The sequence below is a fragment of the Sinimarinibacterium arenosum genome (assembly GCF_005047655.1).
Taxonomy (GTDB): domain Bacteria; phylum Pseudomonadota; class Gammaproteobacteria; order Nevskiales; family Nevskiaceae; genus Solimonas.
In genome coordinates this window covers 107,332-128,027 of record NZ_SUKF01000003.1, presented here as the reverse complement: position 1 = coordinate 128,027, position 20,696 = coordinate 107,332, and the positions used below count along the sequence as shown (strand labels likewise).

The following is a 20,696-nucleotide window of genomic DNA, read 5'->3' as shown; positions in this document are numbered from 1 at the left end:
GCGTTACGACTGCGGCACGCCGAAACGCGCAGTCTTGTTGCTACGGGTAAACGCGCCGGTATCAAACACGCGGCCTTCGTATTCAACGCGCACACCCGGGGCATTCCCAAGGAACACGTTCAGCGGCAATGCGCCATTGATATTGATCTGTTCACCAGCCTGCTTGGTGCCGTTGAGCAAGGTCTTGCCCGCGGCATCATCAACCCGAACCCACGAGGATTCGCTGAATGTCAGCGACAAGGTTCCCGGCTCGGAGCTGGCCGATGTCGTCGACGCCGCTGCGGGTTCCGCTGCGGGCGAAGCCGGCGCAACTTCCGCGCCGTCGGCCGTTGAGGCCGCACTCTCAATAGGCGTCGTGGCGTCCGCTGCGCCGCTCGACGTATCGGCGCCAACCACTTCAACCGAGTCTGCCGGCACGGACTGCGTCGTCAGATCGGAGGTATTGACCCCCATCGCGTCGGACGTCATCGGAGCGGTGGGATAGGTTTTGGTCTCGTCGCGAGCCAGCCACAGAAAGGCGCACGCAACCACCGCAACAACGGCAGCCAGCACGGCCATCGCCACCGGCAGACGACTGCTGGAGCCCAACTCGGTTCCGGACGCCAGACGCAGTTTGGATGGTGCAACCGGCGACTTCTCGACCACGCGCGCCGAATACGCTCGGATCAACGGCTCTTCGTCGATCCCCAGCACCTTTGCACACTTGCGATAGTAGCCGCGTACGTAAACCGGTTCGAGCAACGCGTTGTAGTCGTCGCGCTCAAGCGCATCCAGCGTCGGCTTGGCCAATTTGGTCTGCATCGCCAGATCGTCCAGCGACATCTTGGCGCGTTCACGCGCATTCCGGATGCGCGTGCCAGGAGTGGTCTCCAGAGCGTCCGATGCGGTGCCGACGCCATCAGCAGGTTCGGTCAAGGCGGGGACTGCCGGGAATTCGGTACTCATCACTGGCTCTGCGAAGAAGATACGGGTTCGGAAAATTCAGGAAACTTCAATTTCAGCAGACGCTCGTAGCGTCGTGATGCATCAAGATCACCCAGCTCGCGCTCGCTGCGCACGGCGATGTCCAGCAGTTCGGCCGTCGGGGCTTCCTCAACGCCGTAGCGCTGCAGGAAGGCACGGGCTCTCAGATAATCCTTGCGCGAGTAACTGACCAGTGCCATCTGCGCGAGGGCTTCGCGGTTGTCGGGATCGATCTGCAGCGCCTTGCGCAGATACTGCTCAGCCTTCTCCAGGTCTTTGGCCTTCACGCAGGTGCCCGCGTTGGTCCAAGCTGCCGCCGGAGTCGGATAGCGCTTGTCGTTGGCTGCCTCCACCAGCAATTGCTCGCCGTCTTCAACGCGGCCCTGCCCACACATGAACACGCCGAAATTATTCTTCAGCACCGGGTCTGCCGGGCTCAGGCTGAGCGCCTTGCGGTAGTGCTTCTCCGCCTTGTCGGGCTTGCCGGTGTTGGAATAGACCAGCGCAATCCCGGCATGGGCCGGTGTCAGCGTGCTGTCGAGCCACAGAGCACGCTTGAGCTTGGTCAATGCCTGGTCATATTCGCCGCGCTGGGCATAGGCAATGCCCTGCTCGGCGACGGAGCGCGCCTCGGATTCGTTCTCGGCCCGCTTGGCCGCGGAGGTACATCCGGCCACGCCCAGCGCAACGGTCAGTGCGGCAACGACCAGCAGCCCCATTCGTCTCATCGTGCCACCACCGGAATGCCGCGCAGACGGTTCTTCTGTTTGGACTGCACTTTGCCGACGAGCTGCCCGCAAGCCGCATCAATGTCGTCTCCGCGCGTCTTGCGCGTCGTCGTCAGGATGCGTTTCGCACGCAGGATCTCGGCAAAGGCCTGAATGGCTTCAGGCTTCGAACGCTCGTAGCCGGAATTCGGGAATGGGTTAAATGGAATCAGATTGACCTTGGCCGCCATGCCGCCCAGCAGCTTCGCCAGCTGGCGCGCGTGCTCCGGCTTGTCGTTGACGCCATCCAGCATCACGTATTCGTAAACGATATGGGCCTTGCGGTCCTTGCCTTCGGTGTAGCGCCGGCAGGCCTCGATCAGCTCGGCCACCGGATACTTGCGATTGACCGGAACCAGCTCATTGCGCAGCGCATCGTTGGGCGCATGCAGCGACACGGCCAATGCGGTGTCAACGTCATCGCTGAGTCGATCGATGAACGGCACCAGACCCGAGGTCGAGACGGTGACGCGACGCTTCGACAGGCCAAAACCGAAGTCGTCCAGCAGAATACGGATCGCGGGCAGCACGGCGTTGTAATTCGCCAGCGGCTCGCCCATACCCATGAATACCACGTTGGAAATCACGCGCTCGTTCTGGAAATCGCCCCCCAGCGTGCGCGCCGCAAACCAGACCTGGGCGATGATCTCGGCCGTGGTCATGTTGCGGTTCAGGCCCTGCTGCGCAGTCGAGCAGAACGAACAATCCATCGCACAGCCGACCTGCGACGAAATGCACAGCGTCGCGCGCGATTCTTCAGGAATATAGACCGTCTCGATCGCATTGCCGCCATCGAGCCGCAGCACCCACTTGCGGGTACCGTCCTTGGAGACCTGCTCGGTAACCAGCTCCGGCGTGCGAATCTCGAAATGCTCGATCATCCGCGTGCGCAGGTCTTTCGACAGATTGGTCATATCGTCGAAGGAATCCTTGCCCCGACGATAGATCCATTGCATCACCTGATCGGCCCGATACGGCTTTTCACCGAGCTCGGCAAAACGTGCCCGCAGCTGCTGCCGATCGAGTCCGAACAGGTTGACGCGTTTGGCCGGGCGACGCGCAGCAGCCAGGACGTCGTTGACGTCCTGGCTGCTGGTCTGAGTGACGGAATCCGTGCTCATGTGCCCGATCAAGAAGTCCGTGGCGCTCAGCGCGTCCGCGGGCACAGCTCGGTGGTGCTGAAGAAGTACGCGATTTCGATCGCAGCATTCTCCAGGCTGTCCGAACCATGGCATGCGTTCTCGTCGATCGACTCGGCGAAGTCAGCGCGAATCGTGCCCGGCGCCGCCTTCTTCGGATCGGTCGCACCCATGACGTCGCGATACTTGGCCACGGCGTTCTCGCCTTCCAGCGCCATCACCAGCACCGGACCGCTGATCATGAAGCTGACCAGATCGCCGAAGAACGGACGCTCCTTATGCACCGCGTAGAAGCCTTCGGCCTCAGCCTTGCTCAGATGCTTCATGCGTGCGGCAACAACCTTCAGGCCGGCCTTTTCGAGGCGAGCGATGATTTCACCGATCGCGTTCTTGGCAACAGCATCCGGCTTGAGAATGGACAGCGTACGTTCGACCGACACAGCGGAACTCCTTCAAAAGCAAAAGAAAAGTGAGGCCCGGCGGGTTTCCCGCTAGGCCCAATGAAATCAGTAAATTATAGCCGGTTCTGCTGCAACGCGGCAATGAAGCGCCACGGCGGCCCGGGGGTTGCCGCGAGCCCTAGACGGTGAAGCTCTCGCCGCAGCCGCAATACGCCTTTGCCTGTGGATTCATGAACTTGAATGCCTCATTCAGACCCTGCTTCTGGAAATCCAGGGTCATGCCGTCGAGCACTCCAAGATCATCCTGCGCCACAACCACAGTCGCGCCGTGTTGCTCGAACACCGCGTCGTTGGCACCCAGAGTGTCGGCATAGTCGAGTGTATAGGCGAAGCCGGAACAGCCGGACTTCTTGACACCCACACGCAGACCGAGACCGTGACCACGCTGGTTGAGCTGGTCACGAATCCTGCGAGCGGCGTTTTCGGTCAGTTGAATACTCATCTGCGAATTCTATGGATCTGGTCAAACAGGGCGCGGAGGACGTCCTCGCCCATCAGCGCACAATGGGCCTTGTCCTCACCGATTTCAAGCGCGGCACGGATATCGGCGGCGGTTGGCGGGATGGCAACGGCAGTGCTGCAGCCTTCGATCCGACCGGCAAGCCATTCCCCCACCGCAATCGACGTCGGACAGCCGTAGGCGCGGAATCGCGCCGCCTCAACCACACCTTCCGGAGTACAGCGCGCACTCAGCTCCAGTTGCGCGCGGGCAGCCGGGCTTCCGACCTGGCTGCAGACAACGTTGTCGGCTGCAGGCAAGGTCCCGGCGTGCCGCACGGCGCCGAAGGCAGCCCACACCGGCGCCGGATACATATAAACATTGTCGTCGCCAGCAAACGCGGTTGTCGTTTCAACGTCCGTCGCGACACTTGAGCCACCCCACGTCGGCGACAAAGCGCGCAACCGATGGACCGCTGCAATGATCTGGTCGGCCGCACAATCGACCTGTTCCGCCGATGTCGAACGTCCCAGCGACAGGCGCAGCGATGCACCGGCCAGTTCGTCATCGCGACCCAGTGCCCGCAGGACATAAGAGGGCTCGCGCGTCGCCGACGAACACGCCGACCCGCTGGAGACGGCAAGCTCCGGCAGGCTCGCGCGCAGCGCCTCGCCTTCCACCCCCTCGAAACTGACGTTGAGGATGTGCGGCGCGCAATGAGCTGCATCCCCATTTCGATGAATCTGCGCAAGCCGCTGCAGCCGCTGCCACAATCGTTCACGCAAACGGTGCTGACGCGCCGCCTCGGCGTCCACCTGCGACTGCGCGAGCGCGAATGCCGCGCCCATGCCGACGATCTGATGCGTCGCCAGAGTGCCCGAACGCATGCCCTGCTCGTGGCCGCCACCGTGAATCTGCGGCGCCAGCCGTGCGCGCGGACGCTTGCGCACGAACAGCGCGCCAACACCCTTGGGGCCATACAGCTTGTGCGCCGACAGCGACAGCAGGTCAATCGGCACCTGCGACAGATCGATCGCCAGCTTGCCGGCCGCCTGCACCGCATCGACATGAAACAGCACACCACGGGCACGCAGCAGCGGCGCCAGCTCAACGACCGGATTGATGACGCCGGTCTCGTTGTTCACCCACATCAACGACACCAGCGCAGTGTCCGGCTGCAATGCCGACATGACCTGCTCGACCGCGATCCGGCCGTCCGCGTCCGGCGTCAGGTAGGTGACGCGCGTGCCCTGCGTTTCGAGATAGCGGCAGGTATCCAGCACAGCCTTGTGCTCGATGCGACTGCTGACGACATGGGCGCCTTTCAGACCGCGGAACTCCAGCGCCCCTTTGAGCGCCAGGTTGTTGGCCTCGGTCGCTCCGGAAGTCCACACGATCTCACCGGCTTCGGCCCCGATCAGCGCGGCCACTTGCGCTCGCGCCGACTCGACCGCAGCCCGCGCGCGCCGCCCCAGCCGATGGTCCGACGCCGGGTTGCCGTAGCCATCGACATCATCCAGCCAGGGCAGCATCGCCGCCCGGACCTGTGCATCCAGCGGCGTCGTCGCAGCATGGTCGAGGTAGATCATGATTTCCCTGCCGCCACCAGCTCGCGCAACACCGCAACAAAGCGATCAATGTCATCCACAGTGTTGTCACGCCCGAGGCTGACCCGAATCGCGCTATAGGCGACATCACGCGGATAGCCCATCGCCAGCAACACGTGGCTGGGCTCGCCCTTGCCGCTGGCGCAGGCCGATCCGCTGGACACGCCAAAGCCGCGCCGATCCAGCTGCATCAGCAGCGCCTCGCCCTCGTATCCGGCCAGCCCGAATTGCAGCGTATTCGGCAGGCGCTCGACGCCAGCGCCGAAGATCGTCGCACCCGGAAGCTGCTGCACCGCCCGTTCCAGCCGGTCACGCAACTGGCTGGCGCACTCAGCGCGCATGGCCAGTTCGCTCACGGCCAGGGCCGCGGCAGCGCCGAAACCAACGATCGCAGCAACATTCTCGGTACCGCCACGTAGACCACGCTCCTGCGCACCGCCGTGATGCAGCGGGCTCAGGTCCACTTCCGCGCGCTTGACCAGCGCGCCGATGCCCTTGGGCCCATACAGCTTGTGGCTCGAAAGGCTCATCAGATCGGCGCCGAGCGCAGAGAAATCCAGCGGAATCTTGCCGGCAGCCTGCACCGCATCGACATGCATCAGCGCACCCGCTTCATGCGCCATCTGTGCAGCACGCGTGACATCCTGGATCACGCCGGTTTCGTTGTTGGCCCGCATCAATGCAACCAGTCGCACCGGCGACGACGCCAGCTGGGCAGCGAACGCGGGCCAGTCCAACAAGCCCTGATGATCCACAGCAATTGCCTCGACCGCGCGTCCACGCGAACGCAGCGACTCAGCCGCCTCCATCACGGCGGGGTGCTCGGTCGCGCCGTACAGCACACGTCCGCCCGGCTGCGCGTCGGCGACCCCCTTGAGTGCAAGGTTGTTGGCTTCGGTGCCGCCCGAAGTCCATGTGACCTGCTGCGGCTGACAGCCGACCAGATCCGCCAGTTGCTGGCGCGCGCGCTCGATCGCATCGCGTGCGGAACGGCCAAATCGATGCAGCGACGAGGGGTTGGCGTAAGGCCCGGTCAGGTACGGCATCATCGCCTCAAGCACGCGCGGATCCAGCCGCGTGGTGGCGTTGTGGTCGAAATAGACCGGCACGAAACCTACTTCCCGTCTTCGCAGTGCTCTTCAGAGCCCTTGGCCACGGGCGCATCCGGCTCGCCACCGAACTCCGCCGGCACATCCAGTTCCGGCAACCCATTCTCCGGCATGCGCGCATCGAGCTGATGCATTGCCTTGCACAGCTGTCCCACGCGTTCATCGAGCTTGTGGATGTGCTCCACCATCGCCGAAAACGCGTTCGCGACCGGGTCGGGCATGTCCTTGGACAGGCCATACGCATCGAAGCCGTAGCGCTGCGCCAGATTCTGCACATGCTCCGACGGCGCCTGCTCGCGCACGATGCGCCCCGGGATGCCGATCGCGGTCGCACCCGGCGGCACTTCCTTGACCACCACGGCATTGGAACCGATGCGTGCATTGTCACCGACGGTGAACGGACCGAGGACCTTGGCACCGGCGCCGACCACGACACCGTTGCCGAGCGTCGGATGACGCTTGCCCTTGTTCCAGCTGGTGCCACCCAAGGTGACGCCCTGATACAAGGTCACGTCGTCGCCGATCTCGGCGGTCTCGCCGATCACCACGCCCATGCCGTGATCGATGAAGAAACGCCGGCCGATGCGCGCGCCCGGATGGATTTCGATCCCGGTAATCAGGCGCGCAAGATTCGAATTCAGCCGCGCCAACCAGCGCAGGCCGTGGGTCCAGAGCCAGTGGCTGATCAGGTGCGCCCAGATCGCATGCAGGCCCGGATAACAGGTCAGCACTTCCCAGGTGTTGCGCGCGGCGGGATCGCGCTCGAAAACGCTGGCGATGTCCTCTCGAATGCGGGCGAACATGGGCTGCTCGATCGACCTGATGGCTACGGGATGCGCATTGTAGACCGTTGCGGTCCGGATTCGGGCGCCAGCTTGATGATGACATTCACGCTAGCCCATAACGCGTGCGGCTTGCCGCGTTGTCCAGCACCACACGCTTGGGTCGAGCAGCTGGCCGCGTCGGCGTATCGAAACCGGGCACCAAGCCCTCAGCACACGCCGTCGCTACTCCGCGTCCGTAAACGGAATCCGCCGCTGCTTCGGCTTTTCGACCGAAGTCAGGATGCCGCGCAAGATGCCCAGCTCGTTGCGATCCGGCGCGGAGCGATTGAAGAAAGTCCGCAGCCGGCGCATCAACTGCCGCGGATTGGTCGGATCAATGAAGCCGGTGGCCAGCAGCACCCGCTGCAGATGCTCGTAGAACCGCTCCATCTCCTCGGCGGCGGGCGGCGCGTACCAGGGGTGATCGCGCTTGCTGGAAACGGCCGGCACGTCCGGCTGAACCGTGCGCCGCAGCTCGTACGCGATCACCTGGACTGCCTGCGCCAGATTCAGCGAGGTATAGCCGGGATTGGCCGGAATCAGTGTGGTCGCGTGACAGCGATCGATCTGCTCATTGGTCAAGCCAGTGCGCTCACAGCCGAAGACAAAAGCCACGGGAGCCTGCGGCACGATCGACAGCGCGCGGGCCGCGGATTCCCAGGGCTTCATCGGTTCGTCCCCGAGCGTGCGCTGGCGCGCCGACAATCCGACAACCCAGCCGCAGTCCGCGACCGCCTCGTCGAGACTCGCAACCACTCGCGCCCGGTCCAGCACCGGCGAGGCGTGCGCAGCGGACGCCCGCGCCTGCGGATGGGGGTAACGATCGGGGCTGACCAGTACCAGATCGGTCAGCCCCATGGTCAGCATCGCACGTGCCGCGGCGCCAATATTGCCCGGGTGCTGCGTTGAAACCAGAACCACGCGGATGCGCGCCAGGGGATCGACCGGCGTTTCGGGAAGAGTTTGGGAGGCCATGCGTGGTATTCTATTCGCTTCCTCCAGGCTCTTTTTCTCATGCAACCGCTGGTCAATATCGCCGTCATGGCTGCGCGCTCAGCCGGCAACTTCATCATGCGCCACTACGACCGCGCGGATCAGCTGCAGGTCGAGCGCAAGAGCCGCAATGATTTCGTGTCCATGGTCGATCGCGGCGCCGAAGCCGAGATCATCCGCACGATTCACAAGAACTACCCCGACCATGCGATCCTGGCTGAAGAGTCCGGTGAGCACGGCAAGAATGACGTGGTCTGGATCATCGACCCGCTCGATGGCACCACCAATTTCCTGCACCGGCTGCCGCACTTCGCGGTATCGATCGGCATCCAGGTTCGCGGACGCCTGGAACATGGCGTGATCTACGCGCCCTGCACGCAGGACCTGTACTGCGCCAGCCGCGGCGATGGCGCCACGCTGAACAACCGCAAGCTTCGCGTCAGCGGCTGCAAGGAAATTGGCTCCGCGCTGATTGGTACGGGCGTGCCGCTGCGTGAAGAACATCTCGACCGCTATATGCCGATGATGCGCAATGTCGCCGCCAACACCGCCGGCGTTCGTCGCGCTGGCGCGGCTGCATTGGATCTGGCCTACGTTGCTGCCGGCCGGCTCGACGGGTTCTGGGAACTCAACCTGAACCCCTGGGACATCGCCGCAGGCATCGTGCTGGTGCAGGAAGCGGGCGGCGTCGTGCGTGAACTCGACGGCGGCGACGATGTGCTGGCAACCGGCAACATCGTCGCAAGCACCACCAAGCTGATGGCCGACCTGGAAAACCTTTTCCCGCAGCGCCGGCCCGCCGCTGACGCCTGAGCCGCTGAGGTTGCGCGGCCTCGATACACGCCCTGGCAGGCGCTACTCGACCCGAATGGGTGGCGCTGGATGTGATCCCCAAAACGCACAACCGTTCACGTCGAGTAGCCCCGTAGGGGCGTATCGAGACACAGCGCATCAGTGAGTGGCTGAGGGTTCGGGACTGGCGCACGGTCTCGATACACGCCTTGGCAGGCGCTACTCGACCCGAACGGGCGGTGTTAGGGGCGGATCCCCGGGAACCTGCTGTTCGCATTGAGTGGCCGCAGGACTTGAGTCAGCGCAATCAAAGCGCTCTGTTGGACCATCACCGTCGCGTCGGCTTCCGCGCTGCTTGGCTCAAAGCCTTCCAGTCACCCTGGATCAATGCCTCTTTCTTGGCGCGACTCCAGCGCTTGATCTGCAGTTCGGCGGATAGCGCTTCCTCGCGGCTGGCAAAGTCCTGCGACCACATCAGCACCAGCGGACGGCGCATGCAGGTGTACCCGGGAATCGCTCCGCTTTGATGTTCCCCGATGCGGCGATCAAGGTCGTCGGTATGTCCTACGTAGTAGCTGTCGTCACGACAGCGCAGCATGTAAGTCCAGAATGCCATCTACTTCACCCGCAGTGCGCGGTCCCGATATAGCCATTGTGGCCCCCTCGACCCGAACGGGGGCGCGAAGGTGATCTCCCCAAAAACACTCCCGTTCACGTCGAGTAGTCCCAGCGGGACGTATCGAGACGCCACGCTGACGGGGCGGCAGAGCGCCGAACTGGCAAGGCTGCAAGGCACGGTATCGACGTGCACCTCTGCAGGCACGCTGCGCCGTCGCTCCCTTTACGCGATAAATCGGCCTGTGTAGGGTAGCGGCGCAGGCCGTTTCCAACTCCAACATCGCGGCGCCGCATCCGGGGCGCATACGAACCCTCTATGGCCACACTGTTTCTGATCTCGATACTGCTCGCAGCCGGCGTGGCAGTGGTGGCTGCATGCCACTGGGGCGAGCGTGTATTCGGCGACCGCGTGCTGGGCGCCGTGCTGCTGGCGATCTTCGCCGCAATGCTGGGCCTGGGGCTCGAGCACTACATCGCGATTCCGCAACCGCTGCTGTTCGCCGCCGCGATAGCGCTCGGCGGTTACAGCGTCTGGCTACTGAAGACCGCGTACGCCAGCACGCTGCGGCCCGGCGCAGTACTCGTGGCCGCAGCCTTTTTCCTGTATCCGCTGGCCTGGCGCTGGGCCTTCCCCAGCATCAGCCCGACGTCCGAGCGCGTCACCGACCTGTTCTTCATCACCCATTTCATCGACAGCGGCCGCCTGCCCGGCATCGATCGCTGGCTGCCACCGTTCGCTTTCGATTTCTACTACCCGTTGCAGTACTACTGGGCCGGCCTGCTGGTGCGCGTGCTGAAGTTTTCGCCCGGCTACGCCTACAACCTGGGTGCAGTGATCTTGATGGGCGCTGCGGCCTATCTGATCTGGCATGTCGCACGGACGCAGAGCGGCGGACGCGCGCGGGCCGCGCTGATCACGGCTGCGTTGATCCTCGGCGGCAGCGGCGCCGCGCCGTACATCGCGGTCAAGATCACCAGCCACCCGCATATCGACGCAGGTCAGATCACGCTTCGCGCCGTCACGGCCGATGCACGCTTCAGCGGAGGTGGTGGCACCGGACTGCAGACTCAGGCGCCTGCCGCCAACGCGCCGATTCCGCCCGAGTTGCCGCTGGAACCGTTCGCGTATCAGTTCTATCTCGGCGATTTTCATCCGACTTTGCTGGGGCTGCTGATCGGCTTCGCCCTGATCGCCGCAATGTTCGCCTTCGAATCCACAGCCACATCGCCAACACTGCGCAAACGCCTTGCCCTAGCGCTGGGCGCACTGCCGGTCATCTGCATCTCCGCCAACACCTGGATCTTTCCGCTGGCCGCACTCACGGTCGCATTCTGGTGCGGGTGGAATCTGCTGCGCGGCATCGGACGCAGCAGTGATATGCCGCCACCGCCCCTCCCCGGCCCGACGCTGATCACCCACGTCGCAATTGGCGGCGCCGCTGCACTGGTGGTCTCGCTGCCGATCCTGATGGGGCTGGCGTCGCGTCAACTCGCGACGCCAATGCTGTGGGTCTCGGGCAAGCTGCACAGCCCGCTGGTGCCCTGGCTGCTGCAGTGGTGGCCGATTGTCGGCCTGGCCATCCTCGCGCTGGTTCTGCTCCCGCGCCGTTCGCTGGGAGTATTCCTGGCGCTCAACACCCTCCTGTTGCTGGCCTTCTCCGAACTGGCCTATATCAACGACCTGTCGATCAATCAGTACGAGCGCACCAACAGCGTCCTGAAGTGGTGGGGCTGGATCTGGTCGGTGTCGATGTTCGGCCTGGGCACAGCGCTGCTGGCAGACCGCCGTAAACTCACGCTGGCATTGGTTGCCGTCCTGCTGGCGCCGACGCTGACCAGCAGCTACTGGTATGCACGCCATTGGCTCAGCTTCCAGCCCGCGGAAGCGGGGCAGCTCAACGGCATGTACCTGTACACGCGCGATCAGGCGCAGCGCGAGATCGTGCAGTACCTGCAAAGCGCGCCACCCGGCATCGCACTGGAATCGATCGCCGGCAACGCCTACACCGACACCGGCGTGCTGACGCTGTTCGGCAACAAACCGTCCTACCTGGGCTGGCCGGACCACGAATACACCTGGCGCGGCGGTCTCGGTGAAGTCGCCAGCCGCGTTGACCAGACCGGCAAGCTGTACAAGCGTCAGCTGCCGGATGCGCTGGAATGGCTAACCTCGCAAAAGATCGAATACATCCTGTGGCTGGCCCGCGATTGCCGGACCTACGGCGACAAGGGCGCATGGGAACTCAATGATCAGATCCGCCGCCAATACCGCTTCCGCATCAACGGCTGGTACGGTCAATGCCCGGTCGGCGTCTGGACTCGGCTGCCGGCGCCATGAGATTCATCGCCCTCATGCCGGAATTCAACGCCGGGATGTCACCGCTCCGGTCAACGCCTCATTCGACCGATGACTCAGCATGTTGAAATCCGGATCTGATCAAGCCAGCGTCGCCATCGTTGTGCCGGTATACAACGAGGCCGAGGTGCTGCCGGAGTTCTGGCGTCGACTGGAAGCCGTCATGCAGGCGTCGACGGGTTTCCGCTTCCACGCAATTTTCGTGGATGACGGCAGTCGCGATCGCAGCTTCGCCATCCTGCAGGAGATCGCTGCGCGTGACGCCCGCGTCAGTGCAATCCGCTTCTCGCGCAACTTCGGCAAAGAGGCCGCGATGACCGCAGGCATCGACTACGCCGATGCCGACTGGACCGTCATCATCGATGCCGACCTGCAGGATCCGCCCGAGCTGATTCCCGAGATGCTGCGTCGCGCCGGCGACGGCTACGACGTGGTGCTCGCCCACCGCACCAGTCGCCACGGTGAATCCTGGCACAAGCAGTTCTTCTCGCACTTGTTCTACCGGCTGATGGGCATCCTCAATCCGGGCTTCGACCTGCCGACAGATACCGGCGACTATCGCCTGATGTCACGCCGCGCAATCGCAGCACTGGCGCGTCTGCGCGAAAGCAATCGCTTCATGAAAGGCATCTTTGCCTGGATCGGCTTTCCGACCAGCAAGGTGTCCTACGAGCGCGACCCGCGCTACAGCGGCACGTCCAAGTTCGACTTTCTGAAGCTGCTGAATCACGCCATCGATGGCATCACCTCGTTCTCGACGATGCCGCTGCGCATTGCGACTTACCTGGGGCTGCTGGTGTCGTTACTGGCGTTCGCCTACGGCATCGCCGTCGTCATTCGCACCGCGCTGTACGGCGACCCGGTAGCCGGATTCCCGACGCTGATCGCCAGCATCCTGTTTCTAGGCGGGGTGCAGCTGCTGTGCATCGGCATCATCGGCGAGTACGTCGGACGCATCTACGGCGAAGCCAAGCAGCGACCGTTGTATCTGATCGAGGGGATCGCCGGAACCCACGCGCAGATCAAGAACGATCCGCCTCAGCGCTCGCGGGAAGCACAGGCTCCGGTCGATACAAAGTAGCCGACAACCGGACCCTCACCGGCGACCTCAACCCGCTTGAATTGATAGTCGGGCGCCAGCGCCGCAGCGCGGCGCGTGATCTCCGCCAGGTCCCAGTTCAGCGAGCGGTCAATCAGCACATACCCGATCTGCTCCGTGTGCAGCGCCTGCGGATCCGCGGTCTCGAACCAGGCCTGTGCCTGGCGCTGACGTTGACCCGCTGCATCGCTCAGTGCGCCGATCTGCGCCAGATGCGATGGCCATCCGCTCAGCGTGGGCCAGGCCAGCGCGGTCGACACCACCGGATTGCGCGTGTAGGCCTGCGCATTCATCCGCTCGAGCGTGAGCCCCGGACACTGCTCGCGCAGCGAAGCATAAAGCGCACGCAGATCATCCCCGGGCAGCATGCGCTGGGTCTGCACGGTCCAGTTACGTTCGGCCCATGACCCCTGCACCCGCGGACGTAACACATCGACCAGCTGCATCAACGACAACGCCAGTAGCGGCAGCATGATCAAGATCAGCAAGGCACGACGGCCGGTATGCGCAGCCTCCAGCATGACGGCCGCAGTCCATCCGGCCAGCGCGAAACTCGCCACCTTGAGCACGCCGTTGAAGCGCTCATAGCGGTCGGCATAGGGGTCGTCGAGCAACACCACTTCCAGACCAACGACCATCGCCGCAAACAATGCCGGCAACACCCAGCGTCCGCCACCCACGGCCAGCCAGACGCTGACCGCGATCAGCGGCCCCCAGATCGTCAGAAAGATCGGCAGCGACGAACGATGCTCAGCCGCGAGCCAGCGCAGCTGCACCGTTGCGGTTGGCAGGTCCAGATGATCCAGCATCGGCCACAACGCCGCGGCACCGAACAGCGCCGCGAGCCCCAGCGCAAAAACATCACGCAGCTGGCGCCGATTCAGGGCGGCATAAACCGCCACCGCCGCGAAGCACGGCAGCGTCCAGGGATTGATGGCAAATGAAAGCGGCACCGCGAGCCCGGCGGCCATCGCACCAGCGCGGGTCGTATCCCCGGCTCTGTCCACATAGATCGCACACAGAACCAGCGACAACAGCAGCAGCCCGAAGACAGGAGGGTGCAAATCGCCCAGCCAGCCGAGCAGATGCGTCAATCCTTCGATCGGATAGGCGCGGCCATCGATGGCCCACGCCGCCGGCCCGCCCGACGCAGCCAGATCGCTCCACTCGGTCAGACGGACATGCGCCATCGCCCGCAAATGCTCCGGCACCGTCACCAGACGCAAGGAAATCAGTGCCGACAATCCCGTCGACGGAAACGTCGCCGTCAAAGCCGTCAGCGTCCTGGCAAGCATCCCGCCCGGAATCACCGCCCAGAAATTGGCAAACACGACTACCGGTACCAGCACCAGAAACATCGCGTAGGCCTGACCGGCATCCAGGCACAACAGACGCCCGTAGAACGCGACGATGTAGAAACCCAGATAGTAGTAGTGATTCAGCGCAATGCCGGGCGTCCACAACTCCTGCGCCGGCAACGTCGACGCGCTCAGCAGGCTGGCGATGTAGTGCAGGTCGTAAATGTTCTCACCGAAGGGAGAGAACTCGAAGCTGGATACCCGCAGAGCAAACCAGGCCATCGCCACACTCAGCGACGCCAGCGCCCACAGCAACAAACGGCGCCACGGCGTGTGCGACCAATGCAGCATCCGCGGCAGTCCGAAGACCAACCCCAGAAAGAACATACCGTCTGCCGCCAGCGCGCCCAGTGCCGAGAACCCGAGCAGGCGCAAGCCGAGATCAATCGTCGGCAGCAGGAACAGCAAGACCAGCGAAACCCAGGCGATCATCGGAGATCCGAGTCAGTCAGCAGGCACACCAGAACATCCCCTACCAGCCCCACCCACCCGCTCGCATCGAGCAGCACCGCGAGCGCGTATCGAAACGTCGCGCAACCCCTCACGGACGGCGCCAAACCGCAACGCCGGTCTCGATACTCACTCTTGCGGGTTCTACTCGACCAGAACGGGCGATTGAAGCAAGGGGCATTACGCCCCCCTCACCTGCGCATCGAGCAACCCCATCGGAGTGCGTCGAAACGCAGCCCCGCGCCGCAAACGGAACAGCCGTTCGGTTAGCCCTTGATCAGAAACTGCGTCCGCGGCGTGCCCTTGGCTTCAGCTTCAGCCAGCCATTTCGGCGGCTTGCCACGGCCGGTCCAGGTTTCCCCTGTGGCCTCGTTCCGATACTTTGCAGCCACCGTTGAGCGCTTGCCCGGAGCTTTGCCGGAAAGATCAGAAATCTTGATCCCGTACTCGGCCATCTTCTGCTTGATATCCTGAATCACCTCGGCGAGCTCAGCCTTGCGCTGCGCCTCAGCCTGCTTTTTCAGTGATTCAATCTGGGAAATAAGTTCGTTATAAGTCGGCATTTAAATCCCTACATATTGGAGATGGACAAACAATCGGAGCAATCAGCTGAGCATATTGATATTCAAAGTGCTCAGATTATGTGATGCTTCGGCATGCGCACGACGACACATACAGCCGATCGCGCAAGATAATATACGACTTCGCCTGTACGCGTTTATTTTGAAAATCTGAATGCTGCATCCACGTGTTGGCTACCCGGTCAAATCGAATAGCCCGCCCTGTGCATAAGGACGTCACGCACACCCAAAGTTTCAAAGAGAAAACAAATCCGATACCGTCACTGCGCTATGCCGCGGGTGATTTCTTCGAGGCCTTGGGCTTGTAATCGTAATTATAATATCCATAGCTATAACCATACTTATAGCCATAGCGACCTTGGCCCTGCCGGCCAACCTGGTTGAAGATCGTCCCACGCACCGCAACACCGGCAGACAGCAGACGCTTGACCGTATCGTCAATTGCGCGCAACGGATGCTCCCCGGCCTTAAGAACCAGCAGTGTCGTCCCGGCAAAGCGCCCCACCACGGCAGCGTCGGTCACCGCAAGAACGGGCGGTGTGTCGATAATGACGGTGTCGTATTTGGACGACAGGAATGCCAGCAATTCGCCCAATTTATCCGACAGCAGCAACTCCGCCGGATTCGGCGGAATCGTCCCGGTCGGAATAAAGTGCAGGTTATCCACCGACGTCGGATTCAAGACATCCGTCAACGATGCTGAACCTGCAATCAGATCGCTGATGCCCGGGGCACGATCGCCAGAAAAATACTCGTGCAAGCGGCCGCGCCGGAGATCCAGATCCACCACCACGATTCGTTTGCCGCTGGTTGCCAGCACTGCCCCCAGATTGGAGGCCACGAAGGATTTACCCAACCCCGGCGAAGGCCCGGTCAGCATGACGATATTGTTCTTGGCCTCGATCTGACCGAAGTGCAATGCCGTGCGCAAACTGCGCAAGGCCTCGATCGTGGTGCCGTTCGGATCGGTGGTTGCCAACAAACGCGACCCCACCGCCCTGCCGCGCTTGATCATCCGATTGATCCGCTGCTGCAGCTGCGAATACGGAATGGCGCAGTAGGTTGGCAACCCCAGCCCGTTCTCGACTGCAGCCGGATCATCCACCCCGGAGTGCAAGGCCCTCCGAACGAAAACCACCACCAGCCCGAGAAACAAACCCAGCACACCAGACAACGCCAGCACCAGCGCAACTTTCGGCTTTGTCGGCTCGATCGCAGTCAGCGCATGATCGACGATCCGCACATTGCCCACGGTCCCGGCCTTAACCACCTGTAACTCCTGCGCGCTGTTCAGCAGCTGGGTATACAGCGTGGTGTTGACCTCCACGTCGCGGGACAAACGCAGCAGCTCCTGCTGAGTCTCAGGCAGCTTCTTGACCTGATTGGTAATACTGCTCTGCTCATCGCGGACTTGGGCCAACTGACGGTCAATGGCCTGAATCATCGGGTGGCTCGCGGTGAATCGCTGCAGTGCCTCCTCGCGCTTCTGCTCCAACGAAACCCGGCTGGTTTCAAGCTCCACGCTCTGCTGCAATACCAGCTGGGTCTCCATACTCAAATCGGCAGAACCCTGTTTGAGCCGGTAATTGTTCAGGGCGGCCTCTGACGACTCCACATCAGCGCGGAGATTCGGCAGTTGATTGTTCAAAAACTCCAGCGTTTGCTCAGCTTCGGCCGATTTGCGCTCAACATTCTGCCGCTGATAGGCGTTGACCTGATGATTGACGATATCGCGGGTCAAATCGGGATCCCGCCCTTCCAACGACACGGACAAAATGCCGCTGTCCTTGCCCTTCTCGACAACCTTGAGTTGTTGAGTCAGCCCACTAATCGTGGTGATGCGCTCATCTCGGCGCAGTTCGAATTCAGTTCCCGGAGCGGCGACCAAAGACTGCACGAAGACAGTCAGCCCTGAATCAGCAGATTGAACTCGCTCACCGACCTTGCCCTGCAGCAGTACATTCCCGTCGTAAAAAATCCGGAAGGTCTGATCCATCAATGCCTGCAAAATCAGCGATTTTCCGATCAGACTTCGCGGAACCTCCAGCGCCGTAATCCCGATCGACTCGCCGCCCCAGGCAAAACGCCGCAGCCCGCCAATCAGCGGTTCGGACACCGGCGCATCAGGCGTTGGCACGTAACGGCGAGCCAGCGGTCGACCAATGACGGGAAAATAGCTGGGCTCCGCATGAATGGTCAGGCGCAAGTCATCCACAACCTGGCCAACGATCATTCGACTCTTCAGCAGCTCGACTTCGGCAGTGACCGGACTTTCCTTGCCGAGCAGGTCCGACATATCCCCCAGCGCCGCATCCATCGCGGAGGAGTCCTGCTCCACCTGAATCAAAGCGTCGGCCGAATAGATCCGCGGGGCCGCCCACGCGTACAACACACCGAGCGCTATAACGACAGCTGCCGTGATCGCAATCAACGGCCAGCCAGCCAACACAATACCCAGGAGCTCGCGCAGGTCGATCTCATCGTCGCCCGCCGCGTCCATCACAGGAGTTTGCTGCACGTAATTTCCGCCCACTTATCCAGTTAAATTGCTGCTAACGGTAGACCAACACCGAGCAGCCGATTCGCATGTCAAGGCAAACGATGTGCCACATCGCACATCAAGCGCCCCGTGAAAACCTGGGCCATTACCCGCTCAAGTCGCAAAGTGCGCATTCGATCAGGTTCAGGTCAAGCCCCGCAGGTATCGAGACGCGAAATTTTCCGATCGTCTCGAGATATTGCCGATCGTCCCAAACCTCGCCCCCGGCATCGATATGCCCCGCGATGCGGGGCATATCGAAATACCGCGGAACCCACAAAGCTCAAATTAGTTGTTGATCAAACGATCCAACTGGAACACCGCCGAAATCGTCGGCAACAGCTGGTTGATCACAGAGTTGTACTTGGAGAAGCTGGTCGGGCTCACGTAAACCACGTCCCGTGGCTGAACCTCAAATTCACCAGCGGCTAGCAATCCGATGCTGGATGACAAATCCACCCGGAACACTGTCGCTTCCGCATCAGCGCCACTCGGCCGCCGGAACACCAGCACCCCGGAATCGTCGCCAGACGTGGCCTCCAGCCCCGCAGACTCCGCAATCACCTGAGTCAGGGTGGTGTGATGACGCTCCAGCAACACCGAGCCTTCCTTCTTCACACGACCCAGAACAAAAATCTGATCCTCAGAACGATCCGGCACATGGATCTGATCACCCGCCTGCAGCAGCGGATTCGCGCCCGGCAGATTGCCTGTCAACAGGCTGGCCATATCGATGGGATACGTCTTGTCCCCACGACGCAGCACCACCTCACGCCGGCTCGCGGCCTCAGCCAAGCCACCACGCTCGTTGATTGCTTCGATCACACCCTTGGCCGTGTCATCGAGCACCACAAGCCCAGGCGTCCGCACCTCACCCGTCACCTGCACGCGCTTGGAACGGAAATCCGCCACCCGCACATCCACCTGCGGCCGCGTAATGACACGCGAAAGCTTGTCTGCAAGAAAATCGCGCAACTCTCCGGGCGTCATTCCGGCAACCTTGAACGAGCCGACATAGGGATAGAACATCGTCCCATCCCAGGCAACCAGACGCCCGCCGGACGCCAGGTCACGGAACTCACCGGTCGGATTGGTCAGCTCGGGGTGGTCCCAGACAACGATACTCAGGATGTCTCCAGGCCCGATACGGTACTCAACGACTGCGTCGCTCTCGCTCACGCTGGACAACGCCGCTTCAGCTTCAACGGTGCTCCAGGCATCGCCCAGCTTGCGCAAATTCAGGGTCTGCGGCCCCAGGGTCACCACGCGAACCTTCTGAATTGGTCCCGTCTGGTTTTCAAGGGTGTAGACCACTTCACTATCAGAGACTTCCTGAACAGAGGAAGCATTGAGCCCGGAAGTCCCCGACGGACTGACATTCAATCCCGGAACGATCGTGCATCCGGACAAAAAAACGGCTACCGCCCCTGCGGTCAATGCTCGTGTCATTGTGGCCATCCACTCTGTTTCATTTATCGCGCAAGTTCATGCGAAAGCAGACGCCGCCACGAAGAACCCGCCCCTATTGATCCATTCTACAAGAACAATTATCGACGTCGCCCACCCGGCACACCTCAATGCTCGCCCTCACCCAACCCGCTCGCATCGAGTGGCCCGTGATACGGGGCGTATCGAGACGTTCACCCCCTGCACTCAGCCCCGAAAATCCCCTTGGTGTTCCAAAAACCACCGATACGTCTGCTCAATCCCCTCACGCAAGCCAATCCGCGCACGCCAGCCGAGATGCGAAAGCCGCCCGACATCCATCAATTTCCGCGGAGTCCCATCCGGTTTACCCAGATCCTGAACGATTTCGCCGTCATATCCGACGACAGCCTTGATCGTCTCCGCCAACTCGCGGATTGTCACATCATCGCCAACACCCACATTGACGATGTCCTCACCTGAGTAATGCTGCATCAGATAAACCGCCGCCGCGCCCAGATCGTCAACATGCAAGAATTCGCGTCGTGGGGTCCCGGTACCCCACATGACCACTTGATGATCGCCGCGCTGCTTTGCCTCGTGGAATTTTCGAATCAGCGCCGGCATCACATGTGAGTTATCGAGATGAAAGTTGTCCCCGGGGCCGTATAGGTTGGTCGGCATCAGCGAAATGGCATCAAACCCGTACTGACGACGATAGGCCTGGCACATCTTGATACCAGCGATCTTGGCGACCGCATACCACTCGTTGGTCGGCTCCAGCGGCCCTGTAAGCAAGCAAGTCTCAGGCATCGGCTGCGGCGCCAGCTTGGGATAAATACATGACGAGCCGAGAAATTGCAGCTTACGCACCCCACTCGCCCAAGCCGAGTGGATCACGTTGGTCTGAATCACCAAGTTATCGCGAATGAACTCAGCCGGAAAACTGTTGTTCGCCTGAATCCCTCCGACCTTGGCTGCGGCGAGGAACACATACTCAGGGCGCTGAGATTGGAAAAACGCCTCGACCTGGGCTTGCGACGTCAGATCGAGCTCAGCGTGCGTACACACGACCAGATTCCGATAGCCCGCATTACCCAGCGCGCGAACGATTGCTGAACCCGCCAATCCGCGGTGTCCAGCAACATAAATGCGTGCATCCAAGTCCATAGACCG

At 62.1% G+C, this 20,696-nt stretch carries 18 protein-coding genes and 1 pseudogene; 3 read left to right on the top strand and 16 right to left on the bottom strand.

The annotated features are described in order from the left end of the window. Positions 1 to 3: 3 nt before the first annotated feature. The 10 genes and pseudogenes from E4T66_RS06960 to E4T66_RS06920 form a co-directional block, all read right to left on the bottom strand. Positions 4 to 945, bottom strand: a complete 942-nt coding sequence (locus E4T66_RS06960; RefSeq protein WP_136848198.1) for a helix-turn-helix domain-containing protein — start codon at positions 943 to 945, stop codon at positions 4 to 6. After that, complete coding sequence (gene pilW / locus E4T66_RS06955) at positions 945 to 1,691, bottom strand: type IV pilus biogenesis/stability protein PilW (RefSeq protein WP_136848197.1); 747 nt, start codon at positions 1,689 to 1,691, stop codon at positions 945 to 947. Before pilW ends, E4T66_RS06960 begins: the two co-directional genes overlap by 1 nt. After that, positions 1,688 to 2,851: a dual-specificity RNA methyltransferase RlmN gene (gene rlmN / locus E4T66_RS06950; protein WP_136848196.1), complete on the bottom strand. Its 1,164-nt coding sequence runs from the start codon at positions 2,849 to 2,851 to the stop codon at positions 1,688 to 1,690. Before rlmN ends, pilW begins: the two co-directional genes overlap by 4 nt. A gap of 26 nt (positions 2,852 to 2,877) precedes the next feature. After that, a complete protein-coding gene (ndk, locus tag E4T66_RS06945) occupies positions 2,878 to 3,309 on the bottom strand; it encodes a nucleoside-diphosphate kinase (protein WP_136848195.1) in 432 nt (143 codons plus the stop codon). 139 nt (positions 3,310 to 3,448) lie between these two features. Beyond that, on the bottom strand, positions 3,449 to 3,772 hold the full coding sequence (locus tag E4T66_RS06940) for a HesB/IscA family protein (RefSeq protein ID WP_136848194.1): 324 nt from the start codon (positions 3,770 to 3,772) through the stop codon (positions 3,449 to 3,451). Beyond that, complete coding sequence (locus E4T66_RS21810; RefSeq protein WP_301331390.1) at positions 3,769 to 4,143, bottom strand: iron-sulfur cluster assembly scaffold protein; 375 nt, start codon at positions 4,141 to 4,143, stop codon at positions 3,769 to 3,771. The genes E4T66_RS06940 and E4T66_RS21810 overlap by 4 nt, the downstream gene beginning before the upstream one ends. Positions 4,144 to 4,203: 60 nt before the next feature. Next, positions 4,204 to 5,358, bottom strand: a pseudogene (locus tag E4T66_RS06935) (cysteine desulfurase family protein); the annotation flags it as partial. Further along, positions 5,355 to 6,485, bottom strand: a complete 1,131-nt coding sequence (locus E4T66_RS06930; RefSeq protein WP_136848192.1) for a cysteine desulfurase family protein — start codon at positions 6,483 to 6,485, stop codon at positions 5,355 to 5,357. The gene E4T66_RS06930 and the pseudogene E4T66_RS06935, both read right to left, overlap by 4 nt. Before the next feature lie 5 nt (positions 6,486 to 6,490). Beyond that, positions 6,491 to 7,288: a serine O-acetyltransferase gene (gene cysE, locus E4T66_RS06925; protein ID WP_136848191.1), complete on the bottom strand. Its 798-nt coding sequence runs from the start codon at positions 7,286 to 7,288 to the stop codon at positions 6,491 to 6,493. A gap of 204 nt (positions 7,289 to 7,492) precedes the next feature. Continuing rightward, entirely contained in the window at positions 7,493 to 8,284 is a 792-nt protein-coding gene (locus tag E4T66_RS06920) for an RNA methyltransferase (RefSeq protein ID WP_136848190.1), read from the bottom strand. Between the two features lie 39 nt (positions 8,285 to 8,323). On the opposite strand from E4T66_RS06920, the gene E4T66_RS06915 reads away from it, so the two are divergent. Next, the gene (locus E4T66_RS06915; protein WP_136848189.1) at positions 8,324 to 9,115 is read left to right on the top strand and encodes an inositol monophosphatase family protein; all 792 of its coding nucleotides are present in this window, start codon (positions 8,324 to 8,326) and stop codon (positions 9,113 to 9,115) included. A gap of 307 nt (positions 9,116 to 9,422) precedes the next feature. On the opposite strand, the gene E4T66_RS06910 is transcribed toward E4T66_RS06915, so the two are convergent. Further along, positions 9,423 to 9,710 carry a GIY-YIG nuclease family protein gene (locus E4T66_RS06910; RefSeq protein WP_136848188.1) on the bottom strand — a complete coding sequence of 96 codons (288 nt, stop codon included), beginning with the start codon at positions 9,708 to 9,710 and terminating at the stop codon, positions 9,423 to 9,425. A gap of 318 nt (positions 9,711 to 10,028) precedes the next feature. Here E4T66_RS06910 and E4T66_RS06905 point away from each other — a divergent pair, with 318 nt between their 5' ends. Together E4T66_RS06905 and E4T66_RS06900 are read left to right on the top strand one after the other, a co-directional pair. After that, a complete protein-coding gene (locus E4T66_RS06905) occupies positions 10,029 to 12,050 on the top strand; it encodes a DUF2298 domain-containing protein (RefSeq protein ID WP_136848187.1) in 2,022 nt (673 codons plus the stop codon). A 79-nt stretch (positions 12,051 to 12,129) separates the two neighbouring features. Then, positions 12,130 to 13,149: a glycosyltransferase family 2 protein gene (locus tag E4T66_RS06900; RefSeq protein ID WP_136848186.1), complete on the top strand. Its 1,020-nt coding sequence runs from the start codon at positions 12,130 to 12,132 to the stop codon at positions 13,147 to 13,149. On the opposite strand, the gene E4T66_RS06895 is transcribed toward E4T66_RS06900, so the two are convergent. From E4T66_RS06895 to fcl, 5 genes are all read right to left on the bottom strand, one after another. Then, the gene (locus E4T66_RS06895; protein ID WP_136848185.1) at positions 13,107 to 14,957 is read right to left on the bottom strand and encodes a DUF2298 domain-containing protein; all 1,851 of its coding nucleotides are present in this window, start codon (positions 14,955 to 14,957) and stop codon (positions 13,107 to 13,109) included. The two genes, E4T66_RS06900 and E4T66_RS06895, sit on opposite strands and share 43 nt — an antisense overlap. A gap of 284 nt (positions 14,958 to 15,241) precedes the next feature. After that, positions 15,242 to 15,538 carry an H-NS histone family protein gene (locus E4T66_RS06890; RefSeq protein ID WP_136848184.1) on the bottom strand — a complete coding sequence of 99 codons (297 nt, stop codon included), beginning with the start codon at positions 15,536 to 15,538 and terminating at the stop codon, positions 15,242 to 15,244. 286 nt (positions 15,539 to 15,824) lie between these two features. Continuing rightward, positions 15,825 to 18,089 (bottom strand): polysaccharide biosynthesis tyrosine autokinase, encoded by a 2,265-nt coding sequence (locus E4T66_RS06885; protein WP_211242805.1) that lies wholly within the window; start codon positions 18,087 to 18,089, stop codon positions 15,825 to 15,827. Between the two features lie 294 nt (positions 18,090 to 18,383). After that, positions 18,384 to 19,409, bottom strand: a complete 1,026-nt coding sequence (locus E4T66_RS06880) for a polysaccharide biosynthesis/export family protein (protein WP_169577519.1) — start codon at positions 19,407 to 19,409, stop codon at positions 18,384 to 18,386. A gap of 339 nt (positions 19,410 to 19,748) precedes the next feature. Continuing rightward, positions 19,749 to 20,690: a GDP-L-fucose synthase gene (fcl, locus tag E4T66_RS06875; protein WP_136848182.1), complete on the bottom strand. Its 942-nt coding sequence runs from the start codon at positions 20,688 to 20,690 to the stop codon at positions 19,749 to 19,751. Positions 20,691 to 20,696 lie beyond the last annotated feature (6 nt).

Coding starts and splice junctions, on each gene's coding strand:
- E4T66_RS06960 (WP_136848198.1), bottom strand. CDS start 945: ATGAGTACCGAATTCCCGGCAGTCCCCGCCTTGACCGAACCTGCTGAT.
- pilW (WP_136848197.1), bottom strand. CDS start 1,691: ATGAGACGAATGGGGCTGCTGGTCGTTGCCGCACTGACCGTTGCGCTG.
- rlmN (WP_136848196.1), bottom strand. CDS start 2,851: ATGAGCACGGATTCCGTCACTCAGACCAGCAGCCAGGACGTCAACGAC.
- E4T66_RS06940 (WP_136848194.1), bottom strand. CDS start 3,772: ATGAGTATTCAACTGACCGAAAACGCCGCTCGCAGGATTCGTGACCAG.
- E4T66_RS21810 (WP_301331390.1), bottom strand. CDS start 4,143: ATGTATCCGGCGCCGGTGTGGGCTGCCTTCGGCGCCGTGCGGCACGCC.
- cysE (WP_136848191.1), bottom strand. CDS start 7,288: ATGTTCGCCCGCATTCGAGAGGACATCGCCAGCGTTTTCGAGCGCGAT.
- E4T66_RS06920 (WP_136848190.1), bottom strand. CDS start 8,284: ATGGCCTCCCAAACTCTTCCCGAAACGCCGGTCGATCCCCTGGCGCGC.
- E4T66_RS06915 (WP_136848189.1), top strand. CDS start 8,324: ATGCAACCGCTGGTCAATATCGCCGTCATGGCTGCGCGCTCAGCCGGC.
- E4T66_RS06910 (WP_136848188.1), bottom strand. CDS start 9,710: ATGGCATTCTGGACTTACATGCTGCGCTGTCGTGACGACAGCTACTAC.
- E4T66_RS06905 (WP_136848187.1), top strand. CDS start 10,029: ATGGCCACACTGTTTCTGATCTCGATACTGCTCGCAGCCGGCGTGGCA.
- E4T66_RS06900 (WP_136848186.1), top strand. CDS start 12,130: ATGTTGAAATCCGGATCTGATCAAGCCAGCGTCGCCATCGTTGTGCCG.
- E4T66_RS06895 (WP_136848185.1), bottom strand. CDS start 14,957: ATGATCGCCTGGGTTTCGCTGGTCTTGCTGTTCCTGCTGCCGACGATT.
- E4T66_RS06890 (WP_136848184.1), bottom strand. CDS start 15,538: ATGCCGACTTATAACGAACTTATTTCCCAGATTGAATCACTGAAAAAG.
- fcl (WP_136848182.1), bottom strand. CDS start 20,690: ATGGACTTGGATGCACGCATTTATGTTGCTGGACACCGCGGATTGGCG.